The organism is Bacteroides sp. 1_1_14 (assembly GCF_000162515.1).
Classification (GTDB): Bacteria; Bacteroidota; Bacteroidia; order Bacteroidales; family Bacteroidaceae; genus Bacteroides; species Bacteroides thetaiotaomicron.
In genome coordinates, this window is sequence record NZ_GG774704.1 from 120,730 (window position 1) to 134,262 (window position 13,533).

The 13,533-nt window shown below is 46.0% G+C and carries 10 protein-coding genes and 1 pseudogene; 5 read left to right on the forward strand and 6 right to left on the reverse strand.

Translation table 11 applies throughout. The features are described 5' to 3' along the window. Positions 1-43: 43 nt before the first annotated feature. From HMPREF9007_RS17160 to recJ, 5 genes and pseudogenes are all read right to left on the reverse strand, one after another. Entirely contained in the window at positions 44-1,225 is a 1,182-nt protein-coding gene (locus HMPREF9007_RS17160; RefSeq protein WP_008760855.1) for an aminotransferase class I/II-fold pyridoxal phosphate-dependent enzyme, read from the reverse strand. Continuing rightward, positions 1,200-2,048 (reverse strand): prephenate dehydratase, encoded by an 849-nt coding sequence (locus HMPREF9007_RS17155; RefSeq protein WP_008760856.1) that lies wholly within the window; start codon positions 2,046-2,048, stop codon positions 1,200-1,202. The genes HMPREF9007_RS17160 and HMPREF9007_RS17155 overlap by 26 nt, the downstream gene beginning before the upstream one ends. A 350-nt stretch (positions 2,049-2,398) precedes the next feature. Then, positions 2,399-3,360: pseudogene (locus HMPREF9007_RS17150) on the reverse strand (tetratricopeptide repeat protein). A 39-nt stretch (positions 3,361-3,399) separates the two neighbouring features. Further along, the gene (locus HMPREF9007_RS17145; protein ID WP_008760858.1) at positions 3,400-5,304 is read right to left on the reverse strand and encodes an ATP-dependent DNA helicase RecQ; all 1,905 of its coding nucleotides are present in this window, start codon (positions 5,302-5,304) and stop codon (positions 3,400-3,402) included. Beyond that, positions 5,297-7,015, reverse strand: coding sequence for a single-stranded-DNA-specific exonuclease RecJ (gene recJ, locus HMPREF9007_RS17140; RefSeq protein ID WP_008760859.1), 1,719 nt, complete (start codon positions 7,013-7,015; stop codon positions 5,297-5,299). The genes HMPREF9007_RS17145 and recJ overlap by 8 nt, the downstream gene beginning before the upstream one ends. Positions 7,016-7,876: 861 nt before the next feature. Between recJ and HMPREF9007_RS17130 the strand changes: the two genes are divergently transcribed. Continuing rightward, positions 7,877-8,731 (forward strand): phosphodiester glycosidase family protein, encoded by an 855-nt coding sequence (locus HMPREF9007_RS17130; RefSeq protein ID WP_032850266.1) that lies wholly within the window; start codon positions 7,877-7,879, stop codon positions 8,729-8,731. Between the two features lie 188 nt (positions 8,732-8,919). On the opposite strand, the gene HMPREF9007_RS17125 is transcribed toward HMPREF9007_RS17130, so the two are convergent. Continuing rightward, entirely contained in the window at positions 8,920-9,357 is a 438-nt protein-coding gene (locus HMPREF9007_RS17125) for an acyl-CoA thioesterase (RefSeq protein ID WP_008760862.1), read from the reverse strand. Positions 9,358-9,435: 78 nt separating this feature from the next. Here HMPREF9007_RS17125 and HMPREF9007_RS17120 point away from each other — a divergent pair, with 78 nt between their 5' ends. The 4 genes from HMPREF9007_RS17120 (at position 9,436) to rpe (ending at position 13,530) form a co-directional block, all read left to right on the forward strand. Continuing rightward, positions 9,436-9,999, forward strand: coding sequence for an L-threonylcarbamoyladenylate synthase (locus HMPREF9007_RS17120; protein ID WP_008760863.1), 564 nt, complete (start codon positions 9,436-9,438; stop codon positions 9,997-9,999). Beyond that, positions 10,000-11,796: a chloride channel protein gene (locus HMPREF9007_RS17115; protein ID WP_008760864.1), complete on the forward strand. Its 1,797-nt coding sequence runs from the start codon at positions 10,000-10,002 to the stop codon at positions 11,794-11,796. 62 nt (positions 11,797-11,858) lie between these two features. Then, positions 11,859-12,827, forward strand: coding sequence for a methionyl-tRNA formyltransferase (fmt, locus tag HMPREF9007_RS17110; protein WP_008760865.1), 969 nt, complete (start codon positions 11,859-11,861; stop codon positions 12,825-12,827). 52 nt (positions 12,828-12,879) lie between these two features. Continuing rightward, a complete protein-coding gene (gene rpe, locus HMPREF9007_RS17105) occupies positions 12,880-13,530 on the forward strand; it encodes a ribulose-phosphate 3-epimerase (RefSeq protein WP_008760866.1) in 651 nt (216 codons plus the stop codon). Positions 13,531-13,533: the final 3 nt, after the last annotated feature.

Consider the following 13,533-nt stretch of genomic DNA (forward strand, 5'->3'; position numbering starts at 1 on the left):
TTTCCTGGTCTGCCGCTGATTTACTTTTATCGGTCTTTTCTTTTTAAGAAAGCTTCTTGATTCTTTCCAATGCTTCCGCCAGTTTGGCATCCTTGCAACAAAGGGAAATACGGATAAACCTTGCTCCGTTGCTGCCAAAGATGAATCCCGGCGTGATAAATACCCTTGCCTGGTGCAATACTTTTTCGGTCAGTTCTTCTACATCCTTGCACGAAGCGGGAATCTTTCCCCAAAGGAACATACCCACCTGGTTTTCGTCGTAGGTACACCCCAGTGTTTTCATGATTTCGCCGGCCAGATGGCGACGGCCGCGATAGTTGTGGTTGTTACCTTCGTACCAGTCCGCTTCGGCTTCCAGAGCTGTGGCGGCTGCCAGTTGCATGGCACGGAACATACCGCTGTCGATATTGCTTTTTACTTTCAGTATCCATTGTACGAATTCGGCATTCGAAGCCAGCATTCCGATACGCCATCCCGGCATATTGTGGCTCTTGCTCATGGAGTTGAATTCGATGCAGCACTCTTTGGCTCCCGGTACGCTGAGAATACTGATCGGCTTTTCGTTCAGGATAAAGCTGTACGGGTTGTCATTCACGATGACGATATTCTTGCGGCGTGCGAAGTCTACCAGACGTTCGTAGAGTTCCGGAGTAGCGTTGGCTCCTGTCGGCATATTCGGATAGTTGGTCCACATTAGTTTCACGCGGTTCAGGTCCATCTTTTCCAATGCTTCGAAATCGGGCATCCAGCCGTCTTCTTCTTTCAGGTCGTAGCTGATTACTTCCGCACCGAGTATTTTACTCAGAGAAGTATAGGTGGGGTATCCCGGATTCGGCACCAGTACCTGTTCGCCCGGATTGACAAAAGCCAGCGTGACGTGAAGAATACCTTCTTTGGAACCGATCAGCGGCTGTATTTCCGTATTCGGATTCAGTTCCACTCCATACCAGCGTTGATACCAGGCTGCGAAACCTTTACGGAGTTCCGGTATGCCCACATACGGTTGGTAACCGTGTCCGTTGGGATCGTGAGCATTGTTGCACAATGTTTCGATGGTAACCTTTGAAGGAGGCATATCGGGACTTCCGATACCCAGACTGATAACGTCTTTTCCTTCTGCATTCATTTGTGCTACCTCTTTCAGCTTCTTTGAGAAGTAGTATTCGCTGACACTTGCCAGTCTTTCGGCAGGAGCGATTTTATACGTTTGACTTTCCTTCTGCATATTCGCCTAATATTTTAAGTTCTTTGGTTAATGGAGTAATTGCTGCTATAGATTGTTTATATCTCAGATAATCATTGAAAGATACATCGACGTAAAACTGGTATTCCCATTCCCGTCCGATGATCGGCAGCGATTGTATCTTTGTCAGATTGATGTTGTAGAACGAAAGAATGGATAATACTTGCGACAGGCTTCCTTCTGTGTGTGGCAATGTGAATACCATGCTTGCCTTGTTGGTCGCCTTTGCGTGATGCTGGCGGAGTTCGTCCACTTGCCACGGATCGGCAACTACCAGAAAACGGGTGAAGTTGTGCTTGTTGGTTTCGATGCCTTCTTGGAGCACTTTCATTCCGTAGCGTTCTGCCGCCGTTTTCGAGCAAATGGCTGCATGCCCTTTCAGGTTTTCTTTCTTGATGATTTCCGCGCTGCGTGCCGTATCTTCTCCTTCCACTACTTTGAGTTGCGGATGCTGATTCAGAAAATCACGGCATTGCATCAGGGCGATAGGGTGGGAGTTGACTTCTGTCAGGTCTTCCCAGCTTTCTTCGGGCAGGCAGACGAAGCTATGTGAGATGCGCAGCTTGTATTCGCCGATAATCTGCGTACCGCTTTGTCTCAACAGTTCATTGTTGTGCAGCAGGCTTCCCGCTATCGTATTTTCGATGGCTAGCATTCCGATGACCTGGCTGTCTTTCCGTATCGAAGTAAACACGTCTTCGAAGTTGGCACAACAGATTAACTCTATTTCTTCTCCCTCGAAGTACTTGTGTGCGGCGATATCGTGATATGAGCCGAGTGTTCCTTGAATTGCTATCTTTTTCATTGTTCTAATAGGGTTATATAAAAAAATCCCGCGTCCATATGGAAGCGGGATTTATATGATTAATTTCTTCATCTCAGTCCTTAAGCATCATGTCACTTGATACATACAAACTCCCGCTCTACTTTCTGGCTAAAGTAAAAGTAAAAAAAGAAGTAATATGCATAAGAAAATGATTTCATACGAATCTTTGTTTCTGCTTTGGTTTCTAATTCTGGGGCAAAAGTAATAATTTTCTGTTAGATGCAAACAAAAAGCGATACTTTTTTTGTTTTCTTCTCTAAAAAAGATGAAAAGGTCACCTGATATGACAGTAATGTTTCAGTTAAAAATGAGTATATACCGCCGTCTGCCTAGAAGATTCCCGGGAGTGCTTCCGGTTTCGGTCCCAGGTTCTTGAATTCTCCGTTCAGACTAGCTTCGTCTTTTGGATTCAGCTCCAGTGACTTCTTCATGTCTTCTACGGAACCGTCTTTATCACCGTTCAGTAGTTTGGCGCGTCCGCGTTCTTTATAGGCTTCGGCGAAGTTCGGGTTCAACTCGATGGCTTCGTCAAACAGGGCGATTGCTTCCGCCAGTTTCTTCTGATTGATATAAAGCTGTCCCAGATAGAGATAGGCTTGTTCGTTGAATGGGTTTATTTCCGTTACGAACTTGTAGTCCGTTTCCGCTTCTTCTTCCTGTCCGTTGGCTTCTTTCACCTTGCCACGCAGCAGGATGGCGGTCTCTTCTTCCGGATTCTGGGCGAGTACGGCGTCTATGTCTTCCATTGTTTCCTTGTATTGCTTCATTTTCAGCAGAGCTTCCGCACGCATCAGACGGGCTTCGATGAAGTCGTCTTTCAGAGTGATGGCTTTCGTCAGATGAGCGATGGTCATGATTTCGTCATCCTGTCCTTTGCGGGCTTTTCCGAGCAGGAAGTGTGCGGCTGCATTTCCTTCTTCGATGGCGATTGCTTTGCCGGCAGCCTCTTCCATTGCTTTGTAATCTTCCTGGATGTAGCAGACATTGGCCAGTGTGAGGAATGTGCTGGTCACATGAGGTTCCATTACTGCCATTTTCTCCAGAAGTTCGCGGGCTTTTTCGGTTTCTCCCATCGGGATGTAAAGTTGGCTGAGATAGCCCATCGTTTCGAAATCCTCTTCGATGGCAAGCGCCTCGGTAAAGCACTTTATGGCATAATCCGGACGTCCCATGCGTTGTGCACGCAAACCGTCATATTTGAATATCTCGAAGTTTTTCTGATCGTTTTTCTGTTTTTCACTCTCCGGAGTTTCGGACTTACCGGAGAAAAAGACTTAAAAAAGTTCGGCATGATAGTGTTGTTTTAGAGTTTATCTGCAAATGTAATAACTTATTTTGAAATATGTAGCATTCCGTCCTGCATCTTCAGCTCGCCTTCGTCCAATAAATATCGGATTACTTGTCCGATATCCTCTTTTTCCGCCTTTATCTGATCGGCTGTTTCGGCAGGAGTGAGAGGGCTGTGGCTGAGTAAGTCGAGTATTTGCCTTTTCACTTCTTCGTAAGATTCCTCGGATAAGTTGTCGGTGGCACGCTTGCTGAGGCAGACATCGCATTGCCCGCAGTTGTGTTCGTTTTTCTCTCCGAAGTAGCGGAGAAGCATCCGGCTCCGGCATATGTTTTCGGTGGTGACGTATTCTTCCATTGCCTTGATGCGTGCTTCATAGCGGGCTTTGCGCTCTTCGTAGACGCTGGCGGGAATATGCAGGAAGCGTAATTCCAGTCGTTCGCGCGTATATATAATATAAGGTGTCTTTTTGCGGGGAATGTAGTCCACGATACGGCGTTTGGTTAACGTCACCAATATATTATAGATTTGCTGGCGTGTTAGTCCGGTGCGGACGGCAAGAGACTCTTCGCTGATGTAGGCATAATCGGTGAAAACTCCTGTGTATGAGCGAAGAATACTTTGTATCAAAGCTTCCGCCTCCTTTCCCATCTCCCGCAACTTGTATAGTTCGTCCCGACGGATGGTAAAGAGAATCCGTGATGAATTATCCTGTTCGTCCGTGTATTCCAGATAGCCTGCCTGAGTCAGTATTTTCAAGGCACTGTCTACCGGCACCGGAAAGTATTTGAACTTCCGGCAGAACTCTTCCAGATTGAATTCACGGATACATTGAAAACCGTCGCCCATCGCCATTTGGTAATAGTACTGGAGATGTTCGTAGACATTCAGAATGTACTCTTTGTCGGGGAAGGTGTCGACCACTCGTTTATGGAGTGTTGTCTTGTCCGATTTGGAGTACAGGATGACGGCATAGGCTTTCTCTCCGTCTCTTCCGGCACGTCCGGCTTCCTGAAAGTAGGCTTCGGGAGAGTCAGGCAGGTCGAGATGCAGCACGATGCGGACATCCGGCTTGTCGATACCCATACCGAAGGCATTGGTTGCCACCATGACGCGGACTTCTCCGCTTTGCCAGCGTTTCTGCCGGAGGTCTTTGACGGCGTTGTCCAGTCCGGCATGATAGAAGTCGGCGGTTATACCTTCGTTCATCAGCAGTTCAGTGATTTCTTTGGTACGGCGTCTGTTGCGGACATAGATGATGGCACTGCCCGATATTCGTTGCAGGATATACAGGAGTTCTTTCGTTTTGTTGTCGGTTTTGCGCACGATATATGCCAGATTCTTCCGTTCAAAGCTCATTCGGAAGACATTTCCTTCCCGGAATTTCAGACGGGCCTGAATATCTGTTACGACTTCCAGAGTGGCCGTAGCTGTCAGTGCCAGTACCGGAACTTCCGGCAATAGTTCCCGTATCTCCGCTATTTTCAGATAGGCCGGACGGAAGTCGTATCCCCATTGTGAGATACAGTGGCTTTCGTCTACCGTAATCATGGAGACTTTCATCGAACGCAACTTGGTGCGGAATATTTCCGTATCCAGCCGTTCCGGAGAAATATAAAGGAATTTGTAATTGCCGAAGATGCAGTTTTCGAGTGCGGTAAGTATTTCCTGCCGCGTCATGCCCGAATAGATGGCAAGAGCTTTGATTTCCCGCTTCCGCAGATTCTGCACCTGATCTTTCATCAGGGCGATAAGCGGGGTGATGACGATACAAATGCCCTCTTGGGCGAGAGCGGGCACTTGAAATGTAATAGACTTACCGCCTCCGGTAGGCATCAGTCCCAGTGTGTCTTTGCCTTCGCCGATACTGGTGATGATCTCCTCCTGCAAGTCGCGGAAGGAGTCATAACCCCAGTATTGTTTTAATATCTCCTGATACTTATTCAATCGGCTTTATATCCTCGATTTGAAGTTGGACTTCGCCACGCTTGTGCGTGTTCTCCTCGATCGTATAGCAGATGTCGAATGAACGCTTCGTCTTGATATAGCGCACATGAGAACTCTGTCCGAATGCGATGCCGTTCATGACGTTATTCGACTTGTTGTCAACCAGTTCCAGCTTGATATGTTCCTGGTCGCGTCCCACTACTTTGCTGGTTCCGTAGTCATAGACGTGATGCGTACAGAAGATCGGTTTGATATTGTCCGGACCGAAAGGATTGAATTTCTTCAGGTCATTGAAGAATTTCGATGTGATGTCTCTGAAGTCGATCTCCGCATCTATATTGATGACGGCGCTGGTTTGTTCCGGCAGAATATGTTGTGACACATATTCTTCAAATCGTCGGGTAAAGGCTTCCACATTCTCCACTTTCATGGATAACCCCGCTGCATAGGTATGTCCGCCGAAGTTCTCCAACAGGTCGCGGCAATGTTCAATCGCTTTGTACACATCAAATCCGGAGACGGAACGTGCGGAACCGGTCGCCATATCATCTGTCCGTGTGAGTACTACTGCCGGGCGGTAGTAAACTTCTGTCAGACGGGAAGCTACGATACCGATGACACCCTTATGCCATTCCTCATTATAAAGCACGATGGAACGGCGTTCGGACAGCCCTTCCAGATTGGCCACAATATTGTTAGCTTCTTCTGTCATGCTCTTGTCGAGGTCTTTCCGGGTTTCGTTGTACTGATTGATCTGTCCCGCTTTCTCCAGTGCGGCAGAAAAGTCCTTCTCTGTGAGGAGGTCCACCGCTTCCTTACCGTTCTGGATGCGTCCCGATGCGTTGATACGTGGTCCGATTTTGAACACGATATCGCTGACGGTGATCTCCTTTTCGGAGAGTCCGCATACATCGATGATGGCTTTCATGCCGACGCTGGGGTTGCTGTTCAGTTGCTTCAGACCGTGATAGGCGAGAATACGGTTTTCGCCCATGATCGGGACGATGTCCGATGCAATGCTCACCGCTACGAGGTCGAGCAATGGAATCAGATGATGAAATTCAATACCATTGTTGATAGCAAATGCCTGCATAAACTTAAAACCAACTCCGCAACCGGAAAGGTGGGTGTATGGATAAGTGTTGTCCAGGCGTTTGGCATTCAGGATGGCGACGGCAGGGGGGAGGATATCGTCCGGCACATGATGGTCGCAGATGATAAAGTCGATTCCCTTTTCTTTCGCATACGTTATTTCCTCCACTGCTTTGATTCCGCAGTCGAGTACGATGATCAATCCTACGCCGGTCTCTGAGGCATAGTCAACTCCTTTTTTAGAAATGCCATACCCTTCGTTGTAGCGGTCGGGTATGTAATAGTCAATGTTCGAATAGAACTGTTGAATAAACTTGTAGACCAATGCTACGGCAGTAGTACCGTCTACATCATAATCTCCATAAATCAGAATACGCTCTTTCTTTCCCATCGCCTTGTTCAGACGTTCTACTGCAATGTCCATGTCCTTCATCAGGAACGGATCGTGCAGGTCGGGCAATTGCGGGCGGAAAAACTTCTTGGCATCTCCTGCCTTCGTTATTCCCCGCTGCACCAAAAGTTGTCCAAGTATCGGGCTAATGCCTAATTCCTGGGCCAATGTCTGGCTTGTCTCTGCCTGTTCGGGTGTAATGGGTTGATAATTCCATTTGTGATTCATTTTATATATTGTTTTTTCTTTTTCTGTTCTCAGGGGTCAGAAAGGCGCTACTTTCCAACAAGGGGTAAAAGTACGAAAAAAAGCGGAAGGGTATAGTAGATATGACGAAAATATTTCAAAACCTGTGGAATTAGCTCCTTACGGGCTTGGTATTCAAATGGAGCAAATGCATACAGATTTGAATCAACCGCTGATTCGTATTAATAGCTAATAAAGCGAAAATGAAAATTAAGTCCGAAGATTATTCTCCTCATAACATCATAAGGTATTCAGTTATATGACACAAAAAGAGAAAGGTAGTATTGTAGCAATAATTCATCGATTTACCTAGAAAATAAAGAACTTTTCAAAATCAGCACCAACATCTATACGAAAGACTTTGACTAATTATGCAGTAACCTCCAATCATTTATTAATAAATTCTTTCATCGTTTATTATAAACGTCCTCCAAGTTTATTATAAACTCGGATTTCGTTATTCCTGCAATAAATATCAATATTAAGCAACAAAAAGGGCCGCAATTCCCATAAAGAATCGCAGCCCTTAGCTTGTATCAGACTATCCAACAAGCATTACCCGGAGTGGGAATGCCTGTAATCTGTTATTATATAATACTTATTATTGCTCATATTTCGTCTATATTATCAATGTTATCGAATTTACTTCCGGTTTTCACTTACAAAGATACAACATTAAAAGCGGTTTGTCAAGTCCTCCATGCTTCTTTCATACATCTGATTACAAATCACATATAAATGAATTAATTTATATCCGAATATATTAGTTATATGACGGGAGAAGTATATCTTTGTGTGATTAGTTGCTACACGAAATATGAATCCAAAACTTACAGACTGTTTATGAGAAGAAATCTTGTTGGTATCATTGTTCTAATCTTGTTGTCCGTTAGGGTCGTAAATGCACAGACTGTTGCTGACTCTATAGCAATAGTGACAGCTCCTTGGGAAGTGGTGACCGTAGAAAATGGAATTGTACATAAGCGGGCTTCCATCCCTTTTCTTTATCAAGGCGCTCAGTCCATTAATATATTGGAGATAAATCCGAAGACTGGCAAAAAGATCGGCATTGCCTTTACCGGACAATTGGAGAAAATAAGCCGGATTGCCCGGAAATATCAGGCCATCGGAGCCATCAACGGCTCCTATTTTGATATGACGAAAGGAAACTCCGTCTGTTTTCTGAAGGTGGGAAGTCAGGTTGTGGACACTACTTCGTTGGATGAATTGAAGTTGCGGGTGACAGGAGCAGTTTATGAGAAGAAAGGAAAAGTGAAGCTCATTCCTTGGGACAGGCAGATCGAGAAGAACTACAAGAAAAATAAAGGTTCTGTGTTAGCTTCTGGCCCGTTGATGCTGAAAGACGGGGAATACTATGACTGGAGTCAGTGCAATGCCAATTTTATAGAAACCAAACATCCGCGTAGTGCTGTTTGTCTGACTGAAGAAGGAAAGATTCTGTTTGTTACTGTCGATGGGCGATCTCCGGAAAATGCTGTCGGAATCAACATTCCGGAACTGGCACATCTGCTTCATGCATTGGGTGGAAAAGATGCGCTGAATCTGGATGGAGGAGGTTCTACCGCCTTATGGCTGTCCGGTGCACCGGAAGAGGGAATTGTGAACTTTCCCTGTGATAACAGAAACTATGATCATCAAGGAGAGCGTAAAGTGGCAAACTTCCTTTATGTTCATTAAGAGAGTATTCACATGGTTGCTGTTCACTTTTGGAGAGAGGAATTATATAATATAATGTATAAGCAAGTAATTTCTATTATATAGCGGACATGATTCAGTATAAAACTTTTCTTATCGCTTAGGTTTTGGCTCTCCGAAGTCAGGCACCGATGAGGAATGGTCCCGACACCGGGGAAGGCTTATTTCTTTCAGTTTTTCTTCTTGCGTACGTCCTTCCCTTCGAATTTGCAGATTGCCTCTATCCAGTCTTCGGTTAGTGGCATCGACTCATGTTTTTCCAGGTCGAAAGTTACCATGATCGATTTGCAGATACATTTCACCTCTTGGGTTTCCGTGTCGATCACCCGTTGGATGAGATGAAAGCTTTTGGTTCCAATTTCAGAAACGGCGGTTTGTACGGCAATATGATCGGATGCGAAAATCTGCTTTACAAAATTGGCTTCGATATGAACGACCACTATGCCGATCTTTTCCCAGTCCACTCCCGGACATACGGATGCGAAATATTCAGTCTTCCCTAAGTCATAGAAAGAAAAGTAGACAGTGTTGTTGACGTGACCGAATTTATCTACGTCGTTGAAGCGCAACTGGATAGGCAGTGCATGATGAAATACGATTTCTTCCATTGTTTTCCCTTAATCTTTTTTATTTCGACGCAAAAGTACTACTTTTGCGTGTTATTCTCAACAGAAATAGTTCAAGAAATGATAGAAGATATTAAAAAAGCCTGTCAAGTGATGAATGAAGGAGGTGTCATCCTTTATCCCACCGATACCGTATGGGGCATAGGCTGCGACGCTACTAACGAAGAGGCTGTACACCGGGTGTATGAGATAAAAAAACGTGCCGATAGCAAGGCTATGCTGGTACTGGTAGACTCTCCTGTGAAGGTGGATTTTTATGTACAGGATGTCCCCGATGTGGCATGGGACCTGATAGAAGTAGCCGACAAACCATTGACTATTATTTATTCCGGTGCACGGAATTTGGCCCCGAACCTGCTGGCGGAAGATGGCAGCGTGGGTATCCGGGTGACCAATGAAGAATTCTCCAGACGACTTTGTCAGCAATTTCGTAAAGCCATTGTTTCCACTTCTGCCAATATCAGCGGACAGCCGGGAGCGGCCAACTTTACTGAGATCAGCGAAGAAGTCAAGTCGGCAGTGGACTATATAGTCGGCTTCCGACAGGATGATATGAGCCGTCCCAAGCCCTCAAGTATTATAAAGTTAGATAAAGGCGGAGTGATCAAGATAATTCGTGAATAGATGAAAAGAGAGGAGAGACAGAGTTTACTACAGCGTTGCATCAAATGGCGGGAAGCTAATATTAAGGAAAAGCAGTTTATCCTGATATTGAGCTTTCTGGTCGGGATCTTCACTGCGATTGCCGCTTTATTTTTGAAGTTCCTTATTCATCAGATACAGAATTTTCTGACAAACAACTTTAATGCGACATCGGCCAACTATTTGTATTTGGTATATCCGGTGATCGGTATTTTCCTGGCGGGATGGTTTGTGCGTAATATTGTGAAGGATGACATCAGTCATGGTGTTACCAAGATTCTGTATGCGATTTCGCGTCGTCAGGGACGTATCAAACGACATAATATCTGGTCGTCTACGATTGCCAGTGCCATCACGATCGGCTTCGGTGGATCGGTCGGAGCGGAGGCACCGATTGTGCTGACGGGTTCGGCCATCGGCTCCAATCTGGGAAGTGTTTTCAAGATGGAACACCGCACGCTGATGCTGCTCGTCGGCTGTGGCGCGGCAGGGGCGATTGCGGGAATCTTTAAGGCCCCGATTGCCGGACTGGTATTTACGCTGGAAGTGCTGATGATCGACCTTACGATGTCTTCTCTGCTTCCTTTGCTGATTTCCGCCGTGACTGCGGCAACTGTTTCCTATATCACAACCGGAACGGAGGCTATGTTCAAGTTCAACCTCGACCAGGCTTTCGAACTGGAACGTATCCCTTACGTGATCTTGCTGGGAATCTTCTGCGGACTGATTTCTCTCTACTTCACACGGGCGATGAACTCCATTGAAGGAGTATTCGGAAAACTCAAGAACCCTTATCAGAAACTTGCTTTTGGCGGTGTGATGCTGAGTGTGCTGATTTTCCTTTTTCCTCCGCTCTACGGTGAAGGCTATGATACAATCGAACTTCTGCTGAACGGAACTTCGGCTGCGGAATGGGACACGGTTATGAACAACTCTATGTTCTACGGCTATGGTAATCTGTTGCAGGTTTATCTGATGCTGATTATCTTGCTGAAAGTGTTTGCTTCCAGTGCGACGAACGGTGGCGGCGGGTGTGGTGGTATTTTCGCTCCTTCGCTTTATCTAGGGTGTATTGCCGGATTCGTGTTTTCTCATTTCAGCAATGACTTTGCCTTTTCCGCCTATCTGCCCGAAAAGAATTTCGCCTTGATGGGAATGGCGGGTGTTATGAGTGGGGTTATGCACGCTCCGTTGACAGGAGTGTTCCTGATAGCCGAGCTGACCGGAGGTTACGATTTGTTCCTGCCGTTGATGATTGTGTCTGTCAGTTCTTATTTAACGATTATAGCTTTCGAGCCTCATAGTATTTACTCCATGCGTCTTGCCAAGCGCGGTCAACTCCTCACACATCATAAGGATAAGGCAGTGCTGACCTTGATGAAGATGGAGAATGTGGTGGAGAAAGATTTTGTAGCCGTGCATCCGGAAATGGACTTGGGAGAGTTGGTAAAAGCCATTGCCGCTTCCCACCGTAATATGTTTCCAGTGACGGATAAAAAGACCGGCGAATTGTTGGGAATTGTCCTGCTCGACGATATCCGCAACATCATGTTCCGGCAAGAACTTTATCACCGTTTTACTGTTAATAAATTAATGACATCTGCTCCTGCCAAGATATTCGATACGGATGGAATGGAACAAGTGATGCAGACGTTTGATGATACCAAAGCATGGAATCTGCCGGTAGTGGACGAAGAAGGACGATATCAGGGATTTGTCTCCAAATCAAAGATATTTAACTCATACCGCCAAGTACTGGTACATTTTTCTGAAGATTAACCGGCAAGGTGCCGGAGCCAGGTTACTATGCAGATAACTTCTACGAAGATAATAAGAAGATTATGAAGAAAGAAGATTTAAGGATCGTTTATATGGGTACTCCCGATTTTGCGGTGGAGGCCCTGCGTCAGTTGGTAGAGGGTGGTTATAACGTGGTAGGCGTGATAACGATGCCCGATAAACCGGCCGGACGCGGACACAAAATTCAATATTCTCCTGTCAAGCAATATGCACTCGAACAGAACTTGCCGTTGCTGCAACCGGAGAAACTGAAGGATGAGGCTTTTGTGCAGGCACTTCGTGAGTGGAAAGCTGATCTTCAGATTGTGGTTGCTTTTCGTATGTTGCCGGAGGTGGTCTGGAATATGCCGCGGTTGGGTACTTTCAACCTGCACGCTTCGTTGCTTCCTCAGTATCGGGGTGCTGCTCCTATCAATTGGGCGGTTATCAACGGCGATACGGAGACTGGTATCACTACCTTCTTCCTGCAACACGAGATTGATACCGGAAAAGTGATTCAGCAAGTACGTGTCCCCATTGCCGACACGGATAATGTGGAAGTGGTGCACGATAAACTGATGATCCTCGGTGGTAAGCTGGTGCTCGAAACCGTGGATGCGATCTTGAATGATACGGTGAAACCAATTGCTCAGGAAGATATGGCAGTGGTGGGCGAACTACGTCCCGCTCCGAAGATATTTAAGGAGACTTGCCGGATTGACTGGAATTCTTCGGTGAAAAAGGTGTATGATTTCATTCGTGGTCTGTCGCCTTATCCTGCTGCATGGAGTGAGTTGGTCAGTCCGGAAGGAGAAGCGGTGGTGATGAAGATTTTTGAGAGCGAGAAGATTTATGAGGCACATCAGTTGCCTGTCGGAACAGTTGTGACGGATGGCAAGAAATATATAAAGGTGGCTGTGCCCGATGGATTTGTTTCTGTCCTCTCTTTGCAGCTTCCCGGCAAGAAACGTCTGAAGACCGATGAATTGCTTCGTGGATTCCGCTTGTCGGATGGATATAAAATGAATTGATAGAATGAACTGACCACGGTCAAGCTAACTTAGAACTTAAAACAATAGAATGATGAAACCGATTATTTCTCCTTCCATCCTTTCTGCCGACTTTGGTTATCTGGCGAGAGATATTGAAATGATAAACCGCAGCGAAGCGGAGTGGGTACATATTGATATAATGGATGGAGTATTTGTTCCTAATATTTCATTCGGCTTCCCGGTGCTGAAGTATGTAGCAAAGTTGACGGACAAACCGTTGGATGTACATCTGATGATAGTCAATCCAGAGAAGTTTATCCCTGAAGTGAAAGCGTTGGGCGCACATACGATGAATGTTCACTATGAGGCTTGTACGCATCTTCATCGGGTGATTCAGCAAATCAAAGAAGCTGGAATGCAGCCGGCAGTGACAATCAATCCGGCAACTCCTGTTGCTTTATTGCAGGATATCATTCAGGATGTGTATATGGTACTTATCATGAGTGTGAATCCGGGTTTTGGCGGTCAGAAGTTCATTGAGTATTCTGTAGAGAAAGTCCGTGAATTGCGTGCTTTAATAGAACGGGCCGGTTCAAAAGCATTGATTGAAGTGGATGGAGGTGTGAATTTGGAAACGGGTGCCCGACTGGTGGAAGCAGGAGCGGATGTGCTGGTAGCCGGCAATGCTGTCTTCGGAGCACCGGACCCGGAAGAGATGATCCGCCAGTTACACAAGTTGTAACGG